The 23,489-nt window shown below is 37.5% G+C and carries 23 protein-coding genes; 10 read left to right on the forward strand and 13 right to left on the reverse strand.

What is annotated here, in order from left to right:
- The first annotated feature begins 60 nt into the window (after positions 1-60).
- The 4 genes from J3U36_RS05815 (at position 61) to J3U36_RS05830 (ending at position 3,967) form a co-directional block, all read left to right on the forward strand.
- Complete coding sequence (locus J3U36_RS05815) at positions 61-1,104, forward strand: alcohol dehydrogenase catalytic domain-containing protein (protein WP_267379689.1); 1,044 nt, start codon at positions 61-63, stop codon at positions 1,102-1,104.
- Between the two features lie 92 nt (positions 1,105-1,196).
- Entirely contained in the window at positions 1,197-1,970 is a 774-nt protein-coding gene (locus J3U36_RS05820; protein WP_267379691.1) for a DeoR/GlpR family DNA-binding transcription regulator, read from the forward strand.
- Positions 1,971-2,146: 176 nt separating this feature from the next.
- Positions 2,147-3,085 carry a hexose kinase gene (locus tag J3U36_RS05825; protein ID WP_267379694.1) on the forward strand — a complete coding sequence of 313 codons (939 nt, stop codon included), beginning with the start codon at positions 2,147-2,149 and terminating at the stop codon, positions 3,083-3,085.
- A gap of 27 nt (positions 3,086-3,112) precedes the next feature.
- Positions 3,113-3,967 (forward strand): tagatose bisphosphate family class II aldolase, encoded by an 855-nt coding sequence (locus J3U36_RS05830; RefSeq protein WP_267379697.1) that lies wholly within the window; start codon positions 3,113-3,115, stop codon positions 3,965-3,967.
- A 245-nt stretch (positions 3,968-4,212) separates the two neighbouring features.
- Here J3U36_RS05830 and agp read toward each other — a convergent pair whose 3' ends face one another.
- From agp to J3U36_RS05885, 11 genes are all read right to left on the reverse strand, one after another.
- Positions 4,213-5,472 (reverse strand): bifunctional glucose-1-phosphatase/inositol phosphatase, encoded by a 1,260-nt coding sequence (agp, locus tag J3U36_RS05835; protein ID WP_267379700.1) that lies wholly within the window; start codon positions 5,470-5,472, stop codon positions 4,213-4,215.
- Positions 5,473-5,549: 77 nt separating this feature from the next.
- Positions 5,550-6,725, reverse strand: coding sequence for an N-acetylglucosamine-6-phosphate deacetylase (gene nagA / locus J3U36_RS05840; RefSeq protein ID WP_267379703.1), 1,176 nt, complete (start codon positions 6,723-6,725; stop codon positions 5,550-5,552).
- On the reverse strand, positions 6,715-7,152 hold the full coding sequence (gene agaF / locus J3U36_RS05845; protein WP_220216362.1) for a PTS galactosamine/N-acetylgalactosamine transporter subunit IIA: 438 nt from the start codon (positions 7,150-7,152) through the stop codon (positions 6,715-6,717). Before agaF ends, nagA begins: the two co-directional genes overlap by 11 nt.
- A 9-nt stretch (positions 7,153-7,161) precedes the next feature.
- On the reverse strand, positions 7,162-8,058 hold the full coding sequence (locus J3U36_RS05850) for a PTS system mannose/fructose/sorbose family transporter subunit IID (protein ID WP_267379706.1): 897 nt from the start codon (positions 8,056-8,058) through the stop codon (positions 7,162-7,164).
- Positions 8,048-8,830, reverse strand: a complete 783-nt coding sequence (gene agaW, locus J3U36_RS05855; RefSeq protein ID WP_267379709.1) for a PTS N-acetylgalactosamine transporter subunit IIC — start codon at positions 8,828-8,830, stop codon at positions 8,048-8,050. The genes J3U36_RS05850 and agaW overlap by 11 nt, the downstream gene beginning before the upstream one ends.
- A gap of 15 nt (positions 8,831-8,845) precedes the next feature.
- Positions 8,846-9,337, reverse strand: a complete 492-nt coding sequence (gene agaV, locus J3U36_RS05860) for a PTS N-acetylgalactosamine transporter subunit IIB (protein WP_220216365.1) — start codon at positions 9,335-9,337, stop codon at positions 8,846-8,848.
- A gap of 43 nt (positions 9,338-9,380) precedes the next feature.
- Positions 9,381-10,547 carry an SIS domain-containing protein gene (locus tag J3U36_RS05865; RefSeq protein WP_267379711.1) on the reverse strand — a complete coding sequence of 389 codons (1,167 nt, stop codon included), beginning with the start codon at positions 10,545-10,547 and terminating at the stop codon, positions 9,381-9,383.
- A 48-nt stretch (positions 10,548-10,595) separates the two neighbouring features.
- A complete protein-coding gene (gene agaR / locus J3U36_RS05870) occupies positions 10,596-11,366 on the reverse strand; it encodes a transcriptional repressor AgaR (protein WP_416379835.1) in 771 nt (256 codons plus the stop codon).
- Positions 11,367-11,785: 419 nt separating this feature from the next.
- The gene (locus J3U36_RS05875; protein ID WP_267379718.1) at positions 11,786-12,958 is read right to left on the reverse strand and encodes an ABC transporter permease; all 1,173 of its coding nucleotides are present in this window, start codon (positions 12,956-12,958) and stop codon (positions 11,786-11,788) included.
- Positions 12,958-14,070, reverse strand: coding sequence for an HlyD family secretion protein (locus tag J3U36_RS05880; RefSeq protein ID WP_267379721.1), 1,113 nt, complete (start codon positions 14,068-14,070; stop codon positions 12,958-12,960). Before J3U36_RS05880 ends, J3U36_RS05875 begins: the two co-directional genes overlap by 1 nt.
- A gap of 78 nt (positions 14,071-14,148) precedes the next feature.
- Positions 14,149-14,646: a MarR family winged helix-turn-helix transcriptional regulator gene (locus tag J3U36_RS05885; RefSeq protein WP_220216370.1), complete on the reverse strand. Its 498-nt coding sequence runs from the start codon at positions 14,644-14,646 to the stop codon at positions 14,149-14,151.
- 287 nt (positions 14,647-14,933) lie between these two features.
- Between J3U36_RS05885 and nirB the strand changes: the two genes are divergently transcribed.
- The 4 genes from nirB to cysG are packed head-to-tail and all read left to right on the forward strand — an operon-like array spanning position 14,934 to position 20,000.
- Positions 14,934-17,459, forward strand: a complete 2,526-nt coding sequence (gene nirB / locus J3U36_RS05890; protein ID WP_267379723.1) for a nitrite reductase large subunit NirB — start codon at positions 14,934-14,936, stop codon at positions 17,457-17,459.
- Position 17,460: 1 nt separating this feature from the next.
- The gene (nirD, locus tag J3U36_RS05895) at positions 17,461-17,796 is read left to right on the forward strand and encodes a nitrite reductase small subunit NirD (RefSeq protein WP_220216372.1); all 336 of its coding nucleotides are present in this window, start codon (positions 17,461-17,463) and stop codon (positions 17,794-17,796) included.
- 25 nt (positions 17,797-17,821) lie between these two features.
- Positions 17,822-18,589: a nitrite transporter NirC gene (gene nirC, locus J3U36_RS05900; RefSeq protein ID WP_267350355.1), complete on the forward strand. Its 768-nt coding sequence runs from the start codon at positions 17,822-17,824 to the stop codon at positions 18,587-18,589.
- Positions 18,590-18,626: 37 nt separating this feature from the next.
- On the forward strand, positions 18,627-20,000 hold the full coding sequence (cysG, locus tag J3U36_RS05905; RefSeq protein ID WP_267379726.1) for a siroheme synthase CysG: 1,374 nt from the start codon (positions 18,627-18,629) through the stop codon (positions 19,998-20,000).
- Between the two features lie 149 nt (positions 20,001-20,149).
- On the opposite strand, the gene narL is transcribed toward cysG, so the two are convergent.
- Both narL and narX read right to left on the reverse strand, forming a co-directional pair.
- Positions 20,150-20,803, reverse strand: a complete 654-nt coding sequence (narL, locus tag J3U36_RS05910) for a two-component system response regulator NarL (RefSeq protein WP_220216375.1) — start codon at positions 20,801-20,803, stop codon at positions 20,150-20,152.
- Positions 20,804-20,806: 3 nt separating this feature from the next.
- Entirely contained in the window at positions 20,807-22,630 is a 1,824-nt protein-coding gene (gene narX, locus J3U36_RS05915; RefSeq protein WP_267379730.1) for a nitrate/nitrite two-component system sensor histidine kinase NarX, read from the reverse strand.
- A gap of 216 nt (positions 22,631-22,846) precedes the next feature.
- On the opposite strand from narX, the gene rplU reads away from it, so the two are divergent.
- Positions 22,847-23,155 (forward strand): 50S ribosomal protein L21, encoded by a 309-nt coding sequence (gene rplU, locus J3U36_RS05920; RefSeq protein WP_025314436.1) that lies wholly within the window; start codon positions 22,847-22,849, stop codon positions 23,153-23,155.
- A gap of 15 nt (positions 23,156-23,170) precedes the next feature.
- Entirely contained in the window at positions 23,171-23,431 is a 261-nt protein-coding gene (rpmA, locus tag J3U36_RS05925) for a 50S ribosomal protein L27 (RefSeq protein ID WP_025314437.1), read from the forward strand.
- The last annotated feature ends 58 nt before the right edge of the window (positions 23,432-23,489 follow it).

Raw genomic sequence — 23,489 nt, forward strand, 5'->3', positions numbered from 1 at the left:
CACTGAAATGTCAGTGAAAGCATGCATTAACAAAATTGATTATTTAAAAAGGAACATAAAATGAAAGTCATTCTAGTCAATGAAGGAGGTACGTTATCTATAAAGGATATTCCAGTACCCCAAATAATCTCACCGGATCAGATTTTAGTTAAAGTCGCTTATTCGGGATTGTGTGGCTCGGATATACCTCGAATATTTCATCATGGCGCACATTTTTACCCTATTACACTGGGGCATGAATTTAGTGGTGTTGTGACAGAATTAGGTAGCGGTGTGACCGAATTTGAAATAGGTGATTTAATCTCATGTGCCCCTTTATTGCCATGTTTTGCTTGTGATGAGTGTAAAAAACATTATTACTCACTTTGTAAGCACTATACCTTTGTTGGCTCAAGAATAACGGGGGGATTTGCTGAGTACATTTTATTAAATAAAAAAAATGCCTTTAAATTGCCAAAAGGCGTTACACCACTTCAAGGGGCTTTTTTCGAACCAATGACAGTGGGAATGCATGCCATTTTATTAGCTGGTGGTTGCCAAGATAAAAACGTGGTCATTGTAGGCGGCGGTACAATTGGATTGCTTGCTATGCAATGCGCAAAAGCAATGGATGCAAAAACGGTAACTGTTCTTGATGTTAATGACGATCGCCTTCTGCTAGCTAAACGCTTAGGCGCAGATCAGGTCTATAACTCAAAAGACCTTACAGCAGATGAAATTTATCAAGCATTATCAATCAATCGGTTTGATCAGTTGGTATTAGAAACGGCTGGATCACCGATTACCGTTAAACTCGCCATTGAGATTGCTGGCCCACGAGCTCAAATTGGTTTGGTTGGCACTTTACATAATGATCTGACGCTTTCAGAAAAAATATTTAGTTTAATTCTACGAAAAGAACTACAAATTTTAGGTAGTTGGATGAATTATTCTGCGCCATGGCCAGGCAAAGAGTGGCAACTGGTAAGCCAATTTTTTGTGGAAGGAAAAATAAAACTGGATGAACTGGTTGCCGGTATCGGTGATTTTGATTCGTTTATTGAGCAAGTTACCAGTTTAAATGGGCGAGCCATGAATGGAAAAATATTGCTCAACTGCAATTAACTATTGATTAACGTCAATCATTGAAAATGAAAACTTATCTTTTGATTTTGTTTGTTATACACTGCTGAAAAGATTTCGAAAAAGGAAATATTATGAACGCAAGTGAAAGACGCCAACAAATTATAGATATTCTTAATATGAAAGGTACGGTATTGGTCAGTGATCTGTCAGAACAGTATGGTGTTTCTGAAGTGACCATTAGAACAGACCTTAGATTATTAGAAAAACAAGGCGTGCTAAGCCGATTTCATGGTGGTGCAACCAAAATTATTGACAATGATGACATCAAATCATTTAAAGAATTGCAATTAGAAGAACGTTATCAGCGATTTATTGAAGCTAAAAAACGCATTGCAATTGAAGCAGTTAAACATGTTAAAGAAGGCGATATTATTATTTTAGATAGTGGTAGCACCACGATGTTGATAGCTGAAGAACTGGTTAAATTAAAGCATATCACTGTCATTACCAATAGTCTTACCTCTGCTTTTATTCTCTCCGACAATAGTGACATTATGTTATTTATATGTGGTGGAACACTCAGACACAAGACGCGCTCTTTTCATGGAAAAATTGCTGAGCAATCGTTAGACGGCATCTCTGCTGATATTTTATTTGTCGGCGCAGATGGAATCGATGCAAAACGAGGAATAACAACGTTTAATGAAGGTTACACCATTAGTAGTATTATGGCGAATGCCGCTAAAAAAGTCGTCGCAGTTTTAGATTCATCTAAATTTGGACGCAATGGAATCAACATCGTGTTACCGCTCAATAAATTAGACACTATCATAACTGATTCGGGTATTGATAATAAGTGTCGACAAGAATTTGAGCAGCAAGGCGTCAATTTAATAGCGGTTTAAGATATTGTTCTGGTCATGGTGTACTACTTTTTTAAGATAATTGAGTGGATCGAAAAATGCTATTTTCATCAATATGGTTTGAATCGTTTTTTAACCAGTTGAAAATAGGTGTTAGTTTAAAGATTACGGTTGCTCAATGGTTATTTCTCACAAAGCATTAACATGTAGGTGAGAATATGATATTAACGATTACAATGAATCCTTCAGTGGATATCGCATACCCCTTAAATAAATTAATTATTGATGATATTAATCGGGTATCGAATGTAAAAAAGACAGCTGGCGGTAAAGGGCTTAACGTGACCCGAGGTATAAAATTTTCTGGTATACCTGTTTTAGCCTCTGGCATTATTGGTGGAACAACTGGTGAATACATTAAAAAGCAGTTAGACAAAGATAACATTGCTTATTGCTTTTATATAATTAAACAGGAGTCAAGAAACTGCATTGCTATTTTGCATGAAGGCAATCAAACCGAAATTTTAGAGTCAGGCCCAGAGTTGGACAGTAATGATGTTGAACAATTTCTGAACCATTATGAAACCATGCTTGAGCAAGCCAAAATCATTACAATATCGGGGTCATTGCCTCAAGGTTTTCCCATCGATTTTTATGTTAAATTAATTGAACAAGCTGAAAAACGTCAAATTCCGGTGTTGTTAGATTCATCAGGCAAAATGCTCTATGCAACACTGATTTCAAAACACAAACCTTATTTAATCAAGCCAAATAAAGAAGAATTACAACAAATCATTGAGATGAAGATTGATGCGGATGATACCCATTCATTAATCCAAGTACTCAACCATCCGTTATTAAGTGACATTCCGATTATTGTTATCTCATTAGGGAAAAATGGAGCGTTTGCGCGTTGCCATCATCAATATTATCAAGCTTCAATTCCCCAAATTAAGGTCATTAATCCGGTGGGTTCAGGAGATATTACTTTAGCTGGGCTGGCAGTCAGCTTGCATGAAAATGAATCGATTGAAGTGATGTTAGCTCGAGCTATGACGATGGGAATGCTCAATGCCATGGAATCACAGACAGGGTTTGTGAATATGCGTCATTACGACCACTATTATCAACAAGTGAAAATTACAAAAATTATCTAAAAATATAAGGTTAATTAGGAGTGACTTATGTATCTTATTTCTAGTCAAGAGATGTTAAAAAAAGCCCAACGTGAAAAATATGCCGTACCTGCGTTTAATATACACAATCTGGAAACCATTCAAGTTGTGGTTGATACAGCTAAAAAAATGGAATCACCGGTTATACTCGCAGCAACACCGTCAACTTATCAATATGCAGGCACACCCTACTTAATTAATATTTGCAAAACCGCAGCACAAATGCTGCGCTTTCCATTTGCGTTACATTTGGATCACCACGAAAACATCAGTGATATTAAAGAAAAAATTGAGGCGGGTATTCGCTCGATTATGATTGATGCTTCACATCATCCCTATGAAGAAAATATTGAAATTGTGAAAAAAATGGTTGAATTTAGTCATCAATATAATGCAAGTGTTGAAGCCGAATTAGGTAGGCTTGGTGGGCAAGAAGATGATTTAATTGTTGAAGATAAAGAGAGTGCATTTACAGATCCGGATGCCGCCAAAGCGTATGTCGAGCGCACAGGTATCGATTCGCTGGCTGTTGCCATTGGTTCAGCTCATGGGCTCTATAAAGGTGAACCTAAACTTGATTTTGGACGGTTAGCCAAAATACGCGATAAAGTTGATATTCCACTGGTATTACATGGCGCATCGGGTATCCCTGAAGTGATGGTAAAAAAATCGATTTCCTTAGGCATTTGTAAAGTGAATGTGGCAACAGAATTAAAAATTGCTTTTTCAGATGCGTTAAAGCTAGATTTTAATCATCACCCAGATGCTAACGATCCAAGACATTATATGCAACCAGCTAAATTAGCTATGGCGAAAATTGTGGAAGAAAAAATTCGCATTTGTGGAAGTGCAGGAAAATTATAATAGAAAAGTATGGGTAATTAACTTGAAATGAGCGTTAATTTATTACACTGGCAGTCACTTACTGTCAGTTAATAATGGGGGTATGTATTGTCACTAAAAAGTGATTTTATAGTTATAATGGTGAACTCATTTTATTTTTACGAAATGAGTGATTCACGGTTAACTCCAAAATACATCGTTAGGTTTTAGAATTAGATAGAGTGTGCTTAAGTGACTTTTTAAGCACACGATCGATAAAATTAATGTTATTGGATGAGATGATTCAGCACTTGTTTAAAAGTTGAAAATGAACAAAATCCATTAGCATTAATAGGACAATTTTCCATTTCTAATACGACTTTATGCGGTGGGTTTTGACGGTTTAATTGTACTAAGTCACGGATCTGGTCGGTGGATTGATAAAAATATTCAATTTTCATCAGTGCTTCGCCATTGTGATTATTACGCCATTTTTGAAAGACAATTTTCCCACCAATAGGGGTGGTTTCAAACTGCTCTGGTAACGTGTAATGCTTAATTTTAATTGTTGAAAGTAGAGAGGCTACATTGGAATCATGTCCCACTAACAGCGTAAATTTAGGATGTACTTCATTCTCTGAAAAAGCGTGATTGATATAATTAACTAATTTTGCTGACACTTGTTTTGCCACAACGGGCGATCCAAATAAAACGCTATTGTAGTGCTCTTTGATCGCAACTAATTGTTCGAATTGTTGTTTATCCTTTATCTGCCCCCAAGCAATATCATGTAAAGGCGATCCTTCATAATATTGTAATATAAAAGCATCAGCAATGGATGTTCCCGTGCGAAGTGCGCCTGTTATGCCAGGTTCCTTGCCTTTTTCAATAATAAGCTCGGTGGGTAAATGTGCAAAATCACACTGTTTATGTGTAATACAATTGGTTGAATTAGGGTAATTTAGGATAGTCGACATGTCTTGATATGCTTTACCCAGTTTTTCATTCAGCCCTTCAATGCCTTTGGTATCGGCAGTTTGGTTAATTGAATTAATTGCAGCTTGTTTAAAGGCTGAACTATTATCATCAATGACAGGGAAAAATAGCGGATCCATGCTGCCAAGTTTTTCTTTATGGATAATCGGCACAAGACAACCCGGAAAAGCACCAACTGCAAAAAACTGTCCGGTGGCAATTGTGCGTTGCAAACTATTGGTATAAATATAAACATCTTGGTCGTTTGGACAACGATCTTGATTTAATAATTTGTTATCGACTAACCATTCACTGAAATAGTGACCAAAATAGCTTTCTAATGCTCCACCACGAGTCGTTAAATAACTCGCAGGCGTATCCCATTGCGGCCATTGATTGGGCGTGACTTTACCCAACGTACTATTAGGGCTAGCTAATGGTGCTCGCAAACCATGGCGACTAAAAACAACAACTTGTTCTAATGTAAAATCGTTCACTGTTTCGATAGCTGGTACATTGAAAGATAAAACAGTTGTTAATGCTATGATTCCCTTTAATATTATCTTTTTCATCTGATCTCCTAATTTGCTTAAATCAAAACTCAATTGCTATTAATGATGAGTTATTATTCAGGCATTTTCCATATTTATTAAACTTGTTTTGGGTGAGTGATATATTGTTCGTTGAATTGATTAGATTGATAAACGATATTGCCTTTGACTAAAGTTGCAATCAATTGATTTTGTTCGTTAAGAACAACCAAATTAGCGATTTTATCTGGCGCAATGCTACCCAATGTGTTGTCTATGCCTAATGCTTTGGCTGGGTAATAACTACCATGTAGCCAAGCCTTATCAAAAGAAGTATTAGTAAAGTTTGCCAAATTATTAACTGCACAATCAAGAGTTAATGTGCTACCTGCCAAGTTTCCATCATCGGTGCGAACAACATTATCTTTCATATGCACTCGCAACTGACCTAAATAATAGTCACCATTAGGCATACCCGTTGCGCGCATAGCATCGGTGATTAAAAGTAAATTTTCACCACAACACTTATGGGCAATTGCAACTGCGGCAGGGTGTACATGGTGACCATCAACAATGATTTCGGTTTGGCAGTGATCTATGCTGAGAGCTGCACCCACTACACCTGGGTTACGATGATGTAATCCTGACATGCCATTATAGCAATGCACTACGCCACTTGCGCCTGCTAAAAGTGCAGCTTTTGTTGTTTGATAATCTGCATTAGTATGCCCAATCATGACCCGAATATTTTGATGACGTAACCATTTGATAATGGCTAAAGCATTGGGATACTCGGGCGCTAAAGCGATACACTTTAATGTTCCTTCGGCTAAGGTTAGCCATTTTTCAATTGTAGTGCGATCGGGGGCTTGCAGTAATGCTTCTGGGTGGGCACCTTTATGAATAGCATTAAAAAAAGGGCCTTCCAGATAAGAACCTAACAAAGTTGCGCCTGTTACGCCTTGCTGAATGCTGTTTTTAACTTGTCGTAATGCGGCTTCGATTTTGTCATGGCTTTCTGTCACCGTCGTTGCCAAAAAAGCACCTACCCCATGTTGGGCTAAAAAATTGCTCATGGTATTGAGTGATTCATGGGTCGCATCCATGGTATCGGCGCCCATGACACCATGAATATGCGTATCAATCAGTGCTGGTAATAGTTTGATTTGATTAGGACACGGTTTATCACTCGGTGTGATATCCGTGATGATTCCGTTTTGAATGGTGACAATGACATTATTAAGCCAGCCAACCAGTGTTAACACTTGTTTGGCGTGGATTTGCTTAAATTCCATCAGAACACTCCTCATTTTTAGGTGATTTTTTTTGGTGCTCGTGCCATAAGCTCGTTATCGCTCTTTGCCCATTTTCAATGGTTTCTTGACGAATTGTTGCTAAGTCCAGATCCTCTCGCTGTAATAATATTTCAAGTAATAATGGCAGATTAGTCCCACTTATCACTTCAATATTATTATATTGATAACTCAACATGGCGGCTAGTCGAAAAGGCGAACCACCAACAATATCTGTCAAACATATCACACCTTGACCACGATCACACTGTTTTAATGCCGTATTTAACTGTTCTGCTAATTGTTCGCTACTCATGCCATCAGGAAAATTAACGGCATTAAATTGTGTTTGTTCACCAATGATTTGTGTTGCTGCTTCAAAAAGTCCGGTAGCAAAGCTACCATGACCTGTTAATATTACGCCTAACATAAATTTCCTCTATAAAATTCCCACTAATTTGCCGACCACACCAATAATCACCGTTAACCCAATTAATTTAACGGGTGAAAAGTTATGTTTCATCAAGTAATAAATAGTTAATGTAAATCCAAGTGGTAACAAATTCGGCATAAGTTTATCGAGCACATCCGCTTGTAACGCAATATGCGCTTGACCCGCATTAATTTCTAACGGCGTTGAAAAATGCACGTAAGAGGCAACCAGTGCACCAATGACGGTCATACCGACAATGGAGGCCGCGTGTGAAATACGCTTAGTATGGGATTTTAATAAAGGTAACGCACTGGTGCCAGCATGATAACCGTAATGAGCAAGTCCAAAACGTAGACCGAAATGGACTAAATTGAACATTAACAAAAAAATGATCGGACCAAACAGACTTCCTTCTAAAGCTAATGAGGCGCCAATCCCTGCGCAGATTGGTAATAAGGTGAGCCAAAATAGCGCATCACCGATTCCGCCTAATGGCCCCATTAAGGCAACTTTTACCGCCCGAATAGTCGATATGTTTTCTTTTCCTTTTTCCATGGCTAAGACTAATCCAGATAAAAAGGTCGCATCGAAAGGATGAACATTGATAAATTCCATATGCATGTGCATAGAATTTTTTAGATCATCCTTATTTTTATGAATTTTACGCAATGCAGGTAATACGGTAAAAAGCCAACCGCCAGCTTGCATCCGTTCGTAATTAAATGATGCTTGCAACGCCAATGAGCGAAACGCCATTCGGTTTATATCACCTTTAGTTAGTGTGACATCTTGGCTTTGGTCGGTAAACGTATCTGCGGAAACTTTACTTGTGGCGAGTGCTTGTGCCATACGTTTTTCTTCTTTATCTGCCATTTTTTTGTCATGATCATCATTAAATTCCATCTTCTACCTCCACTGAAGTTGCGCTTATAGACTTGTTACTGTCATTGTTATCACGGCTATAATTATAAAAATCAATCATTGCAATGGCTAAAGCACCTAACGCAATTGCTAAAATAGGTAAATTAAGATAGGTCACCCCCAGAAAACCTAAAATAAAGTAAGCAACATACGTTTTCTTCATCATAATCTTCATTAGCATTGCAAAACCAATTGCTGGCATCATTCCGCCCGCGACACTAAGCCCATCTAATAACCATTTAGGTGATTTTTCAACTAACGCGGTTGCTGCATCAGCACCAAAATAGATAGGTAAAAATGCGACAATGAAATAGAAACAAAATAGAATTATCATCCCCAGATAGTTCACCCACTCAATACCTTTAAAATTGAGCTGATCAACATAGCGATCACATTTGTGCATCATTGGCGAATAGAATGTAAATAAAAGGGTAATACAACCTTGTACCGCTATGGCAAAGGGAACCGCTATCCCAATGGCAACTTTAGGCTCGGTGTGTGTTAAAATTGCAAAACTGGTACCAATCACGCCGCCTATAACAACATTTGGAGGTTGTGCGCCGGCGAGTGGAACCATGCCCATCCAGACCAGTTCTAATGAACCACCCACATATAAACCTGTTTTTACATCACCCAAAATCAACCCAACTAACGGTCCAATTACGATTGGTCTGTGTAAATGCGTAAGTCCGTCAAATAAGTCTACGCCAGCAATACCGGCCAGTAGTCCTATCAATAAAGCATCCATTAACATAATTTGCCCCTCTTGCTATGATGATAGATTGAGTAAATCTGCTATTTTTTCGCCAGATTCGTCCGGTACACGGCGAACTTCGCAAGTGACGCCTAACTTTTCCAGCTCTTTAAAAGCAGCGATATCATTGTCATCAACGGATACCGTTTTATGGATCTGTTTTTTCCCTTCAGAAAAGTGCATATTACCAACATTGACAAATTTAATGGGTACGCCACCCTTAACTAGAGTTAGAACATCTTGAGGTGTTTTACAAACAATAAAGATTTTTTGACGTTCAGCTGCTTTGCCAATAATGTCGATAGTTTTTTGCAAGGTGAAATAACGCGTTTGAATTCCTTCTGCAATAACCATATCCATCAGATTTTGTTGTACCGGATCTTGCGCAGCGCTGTCATTGGCAACTAATAAAAGATTAGCGCCAAGCGCATTCACCCAAGTCACACCGACTTGACCATGAACTAAGCGGTTATCAATACGTGTCATAAGAATATTGGGAGTACTCATATTTTTATATCCTTTTATTTAAAGGTTTAATCGGATTGATGACTTAAATTTGATGAAATGGATAAATGGTCACACCTTTTACAACTCGATTCACTTCACCGGTAGGACAAGGATTGTCAGGGGTTAATCCAACACTCAGTGATTTTTCAAACGCTAACATTTGAGCAAAAACTAAGTAAGGAAAAATCAACCAACAATCGGAAAGATGACAATCAACCGACAATATTTGTTTATGCGTGCTCTGCTGACCGCTCAAAGCAAGTACATCTGTTGCGATACGATCGTGTTCTAACTCATTAAATAAATCGATATCGTATTGGTGGATATAAGCATCGTTAGAAAAGAAACATACCACTAGACTTTTTTCATTAATCATAAATTTAGGGCCATGGCGTAAACCTAATATTGAATCAAATCGGGTTGCAATTTTACCGGCAGTGAGTTCTAAAATTTTTAATGCGGCTTCTTGAGCGGTGCCAGTGAAGCAACTACTACCAACATAAATTACTCGTTCATGATTTTTTTGGGCTAATTGTTTTGTGATGGTTTGCCAATTTAAAAGTTGTTGCTCACAAATAGTGGCAATTTTCATGACTGCATCATTTGCATCATGAGTATCGATACCGCCTAAAAGCAGCAGTGTGGCTAATATCATGCTACTAATACTCGATGTCATCGCAAACCCAAGATCATGCGTTCCTTCTGGCAGGACTAATTGAAATATACGCTGAGCATTATTTTTTTGGTTAGCATAATCGGTTAATGCACAATTGGGATTACAGGTTAACAATAGGTGATAGCAATCTGAAACGATTTGATCGGCTAATTTTACGGTTGCAACGCTTTCAGGGCTGTTGCCAGAACGAGCAAACGAGACAATTAATGTTTTTTTATGGGCAGATAGATATTGTAATGGATCAGCAACAATTTCAGTAGTGCCATAAGCATAAACATTGCGTTTAGTCTGTTCTCTTAGCCATGGTGCAAGGGCGACACCGCCAAAAGCGGAAGATCCCGCACCGGTAAGGATAATAACTAAATTCGGATCAGCAAGTAAAGGGGTTAGAAAGGTTTCTATTTGAGGTTGTTTTTGGGAAAGTAATTGAAGCAAATCACGCCAAATTTTAGGTTGTTGACAAATTTCTTTAGCCGTATGAATTGCGCCGTGTTGTTCTAACCACTCTTTCGAATAATTTAAGTATTGTTGCATAATTGTGATCCTGTTTGTTAAGTCATAAAAATAAAAAAAGAGAAAAGTTTATAGATTGGCAATAACCACATTAATGCCTAATGTGTGTAATTGCGTTAAATATTCTTTTGGAATGTTTGAATCTGTAATCAGCGTTTCAATAGGATTGATTTTTTCAATCATACAAAAGCTTTTACGTCCAAATTTACTTGAATCCGTTATCGCAATGATTTGACCTGAAACTTGACACATGACTCGATTAACCGATGCTTCGCCAAAATTGGGTGTTGTGATACCTGCGCTAAGGTCAAAGCCATCAACACCTAAAAAAAGTTTATTAAAATGATACATTTTAAGTTGTTGTTCTACGGTTGGTCCCGAAATAGAAAAGGCTTTTTTTCGAATATTACCGCCAGCAATGATGACTTCAATGTCAGTATTGATTGATAAATCGTAGGCAATATTAATTGCATTGGTAAAAACAATGAGATTTTGTTTTTCACGCAGATAAGGCACCATGGCTGCAGTTGTTGACCCTGAATCGAGAATAATGCGATCACCATCTTTAACCATTTCTGCCGCTTTTTGGGCAATCTTATTTTTAATGGTAGAGTTAATACGACTTTTATCTTGTAAAGGTCTATCAAAAGCGAAAGCTTTATTTAGCATAGCACCGCCATAGGAACGCAATATACAACCTTTTTGTTCTAAATGGCGAAGATCATTACGAATGGTGACAGTTGAAACTTTAAAAAGTTTACTTAATTTATTGACTGAAACGGTATTTTCTTTACCGAGTAAATAAATAATTTTTTCTCGACGTTGCAATGTATTCATTATTAAATCATTCATAACATAATTACTTGTTTTGCTTTCATTCTGTTATTCAATTTAAACATATGCAAAGGATCGAAAAATGATAGGTGAGTCACAAAACCAATTTTGGTTGTAAAAACGTGAAAACCTTTTCATTTGAAAGGAAGTGAAAGAAAGGGTAAGGGGAGTAATAATAACTTAAAAAAATATTGTATTGTTATTCAGTTAATTAGCAAACTTGAATGGATAATGAAAAATACTTAAATCATCAAAAAAATAACGTGTATTTCGTTTAATGAAGTGATGAAGATCACAAATTGGATAATTTGACCAAGATATTTAGAAATTTTATCAATAAAAAGAAATAACGTTGAGTCCAAAGTTTAATACAGTGAAAGTCGTTATTGAAACCCAATGAGAGTTTCAATAACTTTATTAACGATTTAGCTTAGGTCGGTTTTGGGTTGTGCAATGGATTTTTGCGTTCGTTCAAAAACGATCATCACCACAAACGCAATGACAGTTAAATAAATAATGAAAATGCCATAGGTAGATAGCATATCAATCAGTGAACGTCCTCGCATGGCGATATCTCGGAAGAATCGAAATAGCCAGACTAAAGGAAATGCATGACTAACATAGTAAGTCCAAAGTGGCATAATCCCGACCGCCATGGTTGATCCACCCATAATAAATCCTGGTGGCACTAAGAAAATCATTTTGCTTGCACCTTCACCTGGATTATTGGTTTTCCAGGAAAGTAAAAAACCTAACCAACCAAATGCAAGTCCGGTCATGAAAATGCTTGGTATAAAAATAAAATAGTTACCATCAAAACGTAATTGTCCAAAGATCACTAATACGGCGGTTATTAATGTTAATCCGGTCGTATAAAATAATGCATAAGGGACTGTTCTTGCTAATAGTGCAACAAAGCCTCTTTCTAAAACTGTATTCCACATGCCAGTGACTTTTAAACGACCGACAATCATTAAAGAAGTTAATCCATACGTCAGTGACGAAAAGAAGTAAACAAAATAGATAATTGTCGATATAGTGGAAGAGCTAGCTGGATTGAACATATAGCGCGTTTTAAGTTGCATTGGCGATAAGGTGGCTTCTGTCCCTTCATGTCCTAAACCTAATGCAGACACTTTACCAACGCTAAGTTCAGCCCCTAACTCAGGAATATATTCATTTAAGCTTTGTAACACTTTGGCATTTTGTGCATCATTGGTATCATCGGCAAAATACCCTAAACGAACAGTTTGGTCACCTTTTTTAAGACTTTTCTCTAATCCTTTAGGAATATAAAGTACCCCTAAATTGCGATCGTGCGAAACTAAAGTGATAGGATTCACCGGTGATCGGATGACTTCGGATACTTCGATATAAGGCGAAGTATTGACTTTACTGATTAATTCCGTTGAATAATGTGAACCATCAAGATCAATAACCGCAATCTTACCTTCAAAAACGGCACCATGACTTAACACAATGGAAAAGATTAGCGCAACAATGGCTGCTAATCCTATTGCAACTTTATAATATGGAATGAAGTGACCTGACAACATTGCGTCAAGTTCTTCAAGCATAGATTTAATGATGTTTTGCATCATTGATCAACCTCGATTGTCATACCGGTTAAAAGTTTTGGAATAGATTCCATATATATTCTGACCTGATAAGAGGTTAAATCAGCTTGACCACGTTCACGTGTCATACGTAAATCCGCAAAAGAAGGTGCTGCGGTTGCAAAACGAACTTTACCTTTTATCTCTTTATCAAGCGCGATGACATTGGCTTTAACCGTTGTGCCAGGTTGGTAGTCATTAACCATTTTTTCGTTTACATAAATATCAATGTATTTACGATCGGTCTCTAATAACACTGCTGGTGCGCCTGTCGGAGCTAATTCACCATCTTCAAACATGATTTTTAATACTTTGCCATCTTCAGGAGCCGTTAATGTTAATCGTTGATAATTGATATGTAGCTGTTTTAAGTCAGCTTCACCTTGTGCAAGTTGTGCTTGGAGCTGAGCTAACTGATTTTGTCGATTTTGAAGTTTTTGTCGGGCAATAGTAACAGATTGTATTGTCATACCTGTTGCATTTCGAGTTTGCTCAAATTGATTAATTTGTTCAGGTGTTGCACCAATCATTAAGGTGGATAATTGGCTTTGAATCTGAACAACTTGCATTTTCGCAACCGTAAAGGCATTACGGGCGGTATCAAGTTGCGATTGCGAGTTTCCCCCTGTTTTACGTAATTGGGTTTGACGATCAAACTCCATTTGAGCTAAATTTTGAGCTGATTTAGCGGCTTCTAAATTTGCTTTCACTTCTTCAATTTTACGCCAAGTGGATAATTCGGATAAATTTGTTTCGTTTTCGGTGATCGCAATGGCAGCTTGTTCTTGAGCAACTGCCGCTTTTTGGCTGTCAACCTGCGCTTGTAGACGATCGATAGCTAACTTAGTATCGACATCTTCTAATTGCATTAACGGATCCCCTTTTTTTACAAATTGTGATTCTTCGACAAATCGTTTGATGACTTTTCCGCTCACATTTTGAAAGGCAATATTAATCTCATCTGCGGTTAATACGCCAGATTTAATGCTTTTAGCCACGGTGACGGCATCATTTCGAGAACCTAAAAAGATTAAAAAAGAGGCAACTGTTAGGATAACCAAAAATATAACAGGGATTTTGATATTTTTTTTCATATATAGCTTATTTTCCATTTAATTAGTCAGCTAAGTATTTAGATAAATAAAATAGACTTTAAGTAAGCTTAAAGTCAGTTATTTTCGTAAAAGTTTACGTAACATCAATATTAAAGACTCTTGTTCTTGCGAGTTTAAAACTTCGGCAAAAGCACGAATCGATTTTAGGTGATTGGGTAATGCTTCTTGAATTAATTTTTCGCCAACTTCAGTCAATGAGATAAGTCGAGAGCGACCATCTTCACCACTTTTAGACATGGTGATTAATGGTGGAGTTGCAGCTAGCATTCGCTTAACCATAACTGACACGGTAGCAGGGGTAACACCTATGCGTAATGCCAAATCACTGGCACAGGTTTCACCTTCCGAAAAGAGTGACATTAATAATGCAAACTTACCTTCCGAAACATCATAATCTTTAGTCAGTTGTGCGTAAATGTTTGAACGGATTAAGTCAGCCGTAGTGATCAAGCTTAAGACCAGATCAACGCCTGAAACATCAACAATATCATCATTAAATCTTTGTGCTCGTGCTAACGTTTCACGAGACGGAAGCTTTCTTGACTTGTAATTCAATTATCATTACTCAATTTATTTAGTCGGCTAATTATACTATTTAAATTTTGATTAGCAACATTATTTAACCAAGGGTGATTGGATATTATAGGTTAAAGCCTATCAGGGTAGGGATCCTAAATTTAATTGACGTTAAATATTTTATAATGCTTTGTTTTAAAAATAGTTATCCTTATTACTACTAAAGTGGTAATCCTTGAGGATAATTATAATCTGAGCAAAGTAACATAAAATGGAGCACAGCTATAAATTAAATAATTGAATTAAAATAAAATTGGAGCTTTATTATGAGTAAAACCAATCTCGTTATCATCGGTAATGGGATGGTTGGACATCGTTTTATTGAAGAAGTTATCGATAAAATGCAGTCTGATCTGTTCAATATTACCATCTTTTGTGAAGAACCTCGCCTTGCATATGACCGTGTTCACCTTTCTTCCTATTTTTCTGACCACACTGCTGAAGCGCTTTCTTTAGTTCGTGAAGGGCTATATGAAGAAAATAACATTCAAGTATTACTGAATGAGCGAGCAATATTGATTAATCGTCAACGTAAAGAAATTCACTCACACACAGGGCGAATTGTTCACTATGATAAATTGATTATTGCTACCGGATCTTATGCGTGGGTACCACCTATTAAAGGTTCAGATGGTGCAGATTGTTATGTTTACCGAACCATTGAAGATCTTGATGCCATTCGTGAATGCGCAAAACAGTGTAAATCAGGTGCTGTTGTCGGTGGGGGGTTGTTAGGGCTTGAAGCTGCCGGTGCGCTGAAAAACTTAGGAATACAAACGCATGTCGTCGAATTTGCGCCAGTATTGATGGCTGAACAACTTGATGCCATGGGGGGTGATCAGTTACGCCGAAAAATTGAAGAGATGGGCGTTGGAGTTCATACCAGTAAAAATACCCAAGAAATTATTCATACGCCGTTAGGTAAGAAGATGCAATTTGCTGATGGTTCGTCGCTGGAAGTTGATTTTATCGTATTTTCAACAGGTATTCGCCCGAATGATCAACTTGCTAAAGCATGTCAACTTGAGATTGGTCAACGTGGTGGCATTGTGGTGAATAACCATTGTCAGACATCTGATCCTGATATTTACGCTATTGGTGAGTGTGCGTGTTGGCAAGGTAAAGTATTTGGTTTGGTTGCTCCGGGCTATAAGATGGCACAAGTTGCCTTAGCGCACTTAATGGGTGAGCCAATGCAATTTGAAGGCGCTGATATGAGCGCTAAATTAAAGTTAATGGGCGTTGATGTCGGTAGTATAGGGGATGCCAAAGGAAAAACACCCGCTAGCCGTAGCTATGTGTATTTAGATGAAAATGTACCGGTTTATAAAAAATTGGTCGTTTCGTCAGATAATAAAAAATTATTAGGTGCTGTATTGGTGGGTGATACGGCTGATTACAGTAATTTATTACAATTGATGTTAAATGAGATGGATCTTCCTGAGCATCCGGACACCTTAATTTTACCAGCTCATGCTGGGGCTAAACCCACAATGGGCGTCGAAGCTTTACCGGATACTGCACAAATTTGCTCATGTTTCGATGTGACAAAAGCAAAAATCATTAATGCGATTCACGCAGGTTGTCATACTGTAGCGGCAATTAAGGCAGAAACCAAAGCCGGTACAGGTTGTGGTGGTTGTATTCCATTGGTGACTCAGCTCTTAAACTCAGAATTAGCTAAACAAGGTATCGAAGTCAGCCATGCTTTATGTGAACATTTTAAATATTCACGCCAAGAATTATATCATTTAATTCGTGTTGAAGGATTAACTTCATTTAATGAAGTGATCAAAAAACATGGTACGGGTTATGGATGTGAGGTGTGTAAACCGACGATCGCCTCTTTATTAGCTTCATGTTGGAACGATTATATTCTCAAACAAGATTTAGTTCCGTTGCAAGATAGTAACGATATCTTTCTTGGTAATATCCAAAAAAATGGAACATATTCGGTTATTCCGCGTAGTGCCGGAGGTGAAATTACGCCAGAAGGCTTGATTGCGGTGGGGCAAATTGCTAAAAAATATCAACTTTATTCAAAAATTACTGGCTCACAACGTATCGGTCTTTTCGGTGCGCAAAAAGATGATCTACCCGCTATTTGGAAAGAGTTAATTGATGCCGGCTTTGAGAGTGGTTATGCGTATGCAAAAGCCTTACGAATGGCTAAAACCTGTGTGGGGAGTACGTGGTGTCGTTTTGGTGTTGGGGATAGTGTCGGTCTGGGTGTTGAACTGGAAAATCGTTATAAAGGGATTCGGGCTCCACATAAATTCAAATTAGGTGTATCGGGTTGTACACGTGAATGTGCGGAAGCACAAGGTAAAGATATTGGCGTTATTGCAACAGAAAAAGGTTGGAATCTTTACGTATGTGGTAATGGCGGCATGAAACCTCGTCATGCTGATTTGCTTGCTGCTGATCTCGATAGACAGACATTAATTCAATATCTTGATCGCTTTATTATGTTTTATATCCGTACCGCTGATAAATTACAACGCACTTCGGTATGGCTTGAAAATCTGGAAGGCGGGATTGACTATTTGCGTAGTGTAATTATCGACAATAAGTTAGGTATTAATGATGAGCTGGAAAGTGAAATGACTCGTCTGCGTAAATTGGTGGTGTGTGAGTGGAAAGAAACGGTTGAACATACTGAAAACCAACAACGATTTACTCACTTTATTAACAGTAATTTGCGTGATGAAAATGTCAAATTTATTCCTGAACGTGATCAGCATCGACCTGCGACAGCCGAAGAACGTCAAGCAATGTTAGGAGAGCAATAATATGAGTCAATGGATAACAGTTTGTCAACTCGATGACATTTTACCGGAAACAGGCGTGTGTGCACTTGTCGGTCATGAACATGTTGCAGTATTTCGTCCTTATAATTCCGATGAAATTTATGCAATCAGTAATATCGATCCATTTGCACAAGCCAGTGTCTTATCTCGAGGTATTATTGGACAGCATGAAAATGACTTGTATGTTGCAAGCCCATTAAAAAAACAGCGTTTTCGTTTAAAAGATGGTTATTGCATTGATGATGCCGACTATTCAATTGCGCATTATGAAGTAAGAGTCAATACAGATGGTTTTGTTGAAGTTAAATCATCGAGTTAAAACAATTTTGAAGGTTTAGATAGTTATGTATACCGATACAATTAATAAATGTGCTGCCAATGCAGCACGTATTGTACGTTTAGCCAAAACTAATCCGATAGGGTTTTGGTTAAGTTCTGCTATGGCCGGCGCTTATGTTGGTCTTGGTATTATTTTGATCTTCACTTTAGGTAATTTACTTGATCCGTCGTTAAGACCTTTAGTCATGGGGGCGACATTTGGTATTGCCTTAACGTTAGTTGTGATTGCCGGGTCTGAGCTTTTTACTGGTCACACAATGTTTTTAACGTTTGGCGTAAAATGTAAGAAAATTACGCATACACAGATGTGGCTAGTATTACCTCAAACGTGGTTAGCCAATTTATTGGGGTCTATTTTTGTCGCTGCTTTATATTTTTATGCTGCTACCCCATTATTATCAACCGATACCAGTTTAGTGCATAGTGCCGCATTAGCCAAAACGACCGCATCGGCTAGTGCGCTGTTTTTTCGTGGTATTTTATGTAACTGGCTAGTTTGTTTAGCTATTTGGATGGCAAATCGTGTTGAAGGTTCAGCTAAATTTATTGCGATTTGGTGGTGTTTGCTAGCATTTATTGCCTGTGGTTATGAGCATTCGGTGGCGAATATGACGTTATTTTCACTTTCATGGTTTGGTCATCATAGTGATGCTTATACCCTATGTGGAATTGGTCATAATTTACTTTGGGTATCGTTAGGTAACCTTGTTTCTGGCGTTGTTTTTATGGGCTTGGGATACTGGTATTCGACACCAAAAACTGAACGACCATAATCTTGGCTGAATTAAAAAGGATATATATTGAGGTTTTATGGATTATTTTCCACTATTTTGTAAGTTAGAAAATCGGGATTGTCTGTTAGTCGGGGGTGGTGAAATCGCTGAACGAAAAGCTCGGCTATTACTCGAAGCAGGTGCAAAGTTAACGGTTAACGCACTTGAATTTAATGAGCAATTTTTATGTTGGCAAGCGCAAAACCAGTTGATATTACAGCAAGGAGAATTTAATGAACAACTGCTTGATAATAAATGGTTAGTCATTGCAGCGACCGATTGTCCTAAAACCAATCAAACCGTCAGTCTCGAGGCTGAAAATCGCCGTATCTTTTGCAATGTTGTCGATTCGCCGAAAGATGCTAGTTTTATTATGCCTTCGATTATTGATCGTTCACCAATTATGGTTGCAGTGTCATCAGCAGGGCATGCGCCGGTTTTAGCTCGTCTATTACGAGAAAAACTAGAATCAATATTGCCTCAGCACTTAGGTAAATTAGCGCAATATGCGGGTTATTTACGAAATAAAGCTAAGCAAACCTATAAAACGCTCACAGAACGCCGTCGATTTTGGGAAAAGCTTTTTACTCATGATAGATTGGCACAAGCCATTGCCAATAATGATTCTGAACAAGTTGAAACACTAACCAATGAGTTATTTAATTTATCACTGGATCATCGTGGTGAAGTGGTTTTAGTGGGCGCAGGTCCCGGTGATGCAGGCTTACTGACTTTGAAAGGATTACAGCAAATCCAACAAGCCGATATTATTGTGTATGATCGATTGGTTTCGGATGAAATTATGAATCTTGTCAGGCGGGATGCTCAGCGTATATTTGTTGGCAAACGGGCAGGGTATCACTGCGTGCCACAGGAACAGATTAATCAAATTTTGTTAGAACAAGCGCAAAAAGGGTTACGAGTTGTCCGTCTAAAAGGGGGCGATCCGTTTATTTTTGGGCGAGGGGGCGAAGAGCTGGAAACGTTGTATAATGCTGATATTCCATTTTCAGTTGTACCGGGAATCACTGCTGCATCGGGGTGTTCTGCATACAGTGGTATCCCTTTAACACATCGAGATTATGCACATAGTATTCGTTTAATTACCGGGCATTTGAAAGATGGTAGTCATCTTGATTGGCAAAGTTTAGCGGCTGAAAAGCAGACCTTAGTGTTCTATATGGGGCTGTCTCAAGCTGAAAATATTAGTCAACAATTAATCAAACACGGTATGGATGCTAATACGCCAGTCGCCATTGTTGAGGAAGGTACCAGTACCAAACAAAAAGTGGTAACAGGTTTGCTTGGTGAGTTAGCTAAAATCGCTTTGCAAGCATGTAGTCCAAGTTTGATTATCATCGGGCCTGTTGTTGCATTACGAGAAAAACTTAATTGGTTTTCAAATCATTAATTTTAAACAGGCAAGTCTATTACTTTACAGCATAATGGTCTTGCCTGTTATCTAAACGTATACTGCCTTATATCATCATAATTTAAGGGATGACAGCTTTTAAACTTTTCGATCGAGTTAAGTATAATCAATTATCTTTAATTAATGCATTACTCTTTGCTCTGTAAATACCATACGGTCATTTCCATGCGTGATTTAAAATTTAATTTTTTAAAGATACTTTTTACATGCACTTTTACGGTACTTTCAACAATATCCAGATCTTTGGCAATGCGTTTATTCGAAAGTCCTTGCACTAGCAGATTAAATATTTCATGTTCTCGAGGCGTTAATAAGTTTATATCGTGAATTTGTTTGGTTGTTGGTTCGCCGCTGTGTCGCATATAGTGAAGAATAATATGCGAAATTGCTTCATCCATAATGATTTTACCTTCGGCAATATCTTTTAGCGCTTTAATAAAATCTTCTGGCTCCATATCCTTTAACAGGTAACCATCCGCTCCACTTTTGAGTGCGGTAATGATATCTTCTTTGGCATCCGATACCGTGAACATAATGATGCGACTGGAGATATTTTTTTCCCGTAAATAGCGTAGTATTTCTAACCCACTAACATTTTGAATATTGATATCCAGTAAGATCATATCGGGATCGAGCTTTTCAGCGAGTTTTATCCCTTCCGTTCCAGACCCCGTTTCACCAATCACTTCAAAATGGCTAACGGTATTGATTAATTGTTTTACACCATTTCTAAGCATAGGGTGATCGTCAATAAGTAGTATCGAACTTTTTATCTGGTCCATGGGTTACTCTTCTATTATCGTAAATGGAATGGTCTTATTGGCTTTAAATATTACCATAACTTGCGTGCCTTTTTGTGGCTCAGTATTAATTGTTAGATTACCATTTAGGATTTCTGCTCTGTCTCGCATAATCACCATACCATAATGATTATCCTGCTTAACATCAGTTTGAAAACCAATACCATTATCGCTAACACTGACTGTGATAATCTGGTTATCATCAATGGTTAACGCAATGATAACGTGTGATGCTTGTGCGTGTTTGTACACATTGTTTAGCGCTTCTCGAATAAATTGTAATAAATGAAAAGCATGTTTGCTTTTAATGATATTGAGCGGTAATTGATATTCAAGTTGAATGTTAAATTTTAGTTTTTGATTAAACTCTTCAATCATCTCCATTAAGCTAGCATAAAAACCTGTTTGATTGAGCCGCAAACGAAAAGAGGTAATTAATTCACGTAACTGGGAATAGGTGATATTGACCTCTTTTCGCATTGTTGCTAATAGATCAATACTACTTTGTGATGTCAAATCAGATTGCATTTGTAGACAGCTAAGATGTATTTTTAAACAGGATAATGATTGCGCAATTGAATCATGCAACTCTCTTGCCATTGCTGATCGCTCTTTCATTAATAAATACTGCTTTTGTTGCTCTATTTGTCGATCGAGCATCATTGCCGTGGACATCTGCTCGATAAGTCCTGTTATTAAGTTTTCCTGCTCGTCGCTAAGGGTAACATCTGTCGGTTGAATGGCAAATAATATGCCATATTTTTCGCCATTGTCTTGAAGATACCAATAACGTTGAAATCCATGTTGTTGAGAATGTTTTGATTCGGTTAAACAAGCACAGCAATGCGGATTTTGGCAGAAAGGTAATTTCTGCTCATTGTCATAACTAATTTGTTGGTAATGTTCAGGGTTTTCCGATTCATAAAATCGGATTTGAAATTGAGTGAGTGGTACAAGTTCTTCTAATTGACGTAAAATCATTAAAAAACGTTCACATAATGGCTTTGATGTATGGAGCTGTTTGGTGGCGTGATATTGAAATGAGATGATGTTATTGGTTTGTTGCAATTCAGCCGTTTTTTCAGCCACCCGTTCTTCAAGGATTAAATATTGAGATTCGATTTGATCAGACATGTTATTTAACGCTAACCCTAACAAATCGAATTCATTTTTTCTGGAACGTAACGGAAAACGTTCACTAAAATTGTGTTTTGAAATAGCCTGAGCCATATTAATCAGTTTGCGCCATGGAGCAAGAAGATAACGACGTAAATAGTAAATCTGAGCAATAAGAAAGACCACAATAATGATAATAAATAATTGTTGCAGACGAGAAATATAATGAATCTGGTTTTCGGTCTTCTGATCGATCTTATGTACTAAATAATTGGTTTTGATAACAAATTGATCGATATCCGTTTTTATCTCATCGATGTTTTTGGCTTGTGCAATTTTTATCGCAATTTCGGTACGCCATTTATTATGTAACTCATTGAATTCATCTATTAAATCATAACGTTCAAAAAGGGCTAATTGTTGCTTTGACGACGTTATTTCACTAAAAATATTTAAACGGCCATTATCGTGTTTATTAAGGGGAACCATTGATAAAAGTTGATAACTTTTCATACGAATTAGCCCTAATTGATTAATCATATAAGCGCTACCTTTGGTATCATTAGCGACTTGAATAGATAGCGATAACGCAATTAACGCAATGGTGCCTAAAAAACACATTAATAGCGACAAACGATTAATAATTGAAGCATGATAGCGAGTTTTATTATTGGTTGTTTTAGTACTCAGCATAGAATTACAATAAATTAACTAAGAAATAATGATTTATCCGTATTGTAACGCTAAAACGATATCTTGCTGATCTTTTTTGTAACTTTTTGCGATCTTTTAGTAAAGACTGCTTGCAACAAGGATAAATTTTGCGTAAAATTCACGCCCTATAAGATTAATCAATGCAGACATATATGCTAAATCAGGAATAGTCTGCTTTTTATTGCGGAGTTAAGTATGTACGCAGTTTTCCAAAGTGGTGGTAAACAACACCGAGTCAGCGAAGGACAAGTCGTTCGCTTGGAAAAAATTGAAGTCGAAACAGGTGCAGAAGTTGTTTTCGATAAAGTTTTAATGGTAGCAAATGGTGAAGACATCAAAGTTGGTGCTCCGTTTGTTGAAGGTGCAACAATTAAAGCAGAAATTGTTGAGCACGGTCGTGGCGATAAAGTGAAAATTGTTAAATTCCGTCGTCGTAAACACTATCGTAAACAACAAGGTCACCGTCAGTGGTTCACTGATGTGAAGATCACTGCAATCGCTTAATAGGAGTATCGAACAATGGCACATAAGAAGGCTGGTGGTTCATCACGTAATGGTCGTGATTCCCAGAGTAAACGTTTAGGTGTTAAACGTTATGGTTCTCAAGAAGTTCTTGCTGGTAATATTTTAGTACGTCAACGTGGAACTCAATTCCACCCAGGCACTAATGTAGGTTGTGGTCGTGACCATACCTTATTTGCTTTAATTGACGGACAAGTAAAATTTGAAGTTAAAGGACCTAAAAACCGTCGTTATGTTAGTGTAATTGCTAACAGCTAATAAAAAGCGGTTTAACGTTTATGGAAGCCTCACAGCTATTGTGGGGCTTTTTTCATTT

It is taken from the genome of Gilliamella sp. B3817 (assembly GCF_026536705.1).
In the GTDB taxonomy this organism is placed as follows: Bacteria; Pseudomonadota; Gammaproteobacteria; order Enterobacterales; family Orbaceae; genus Gilliamella; species Gilliamella apicola_I.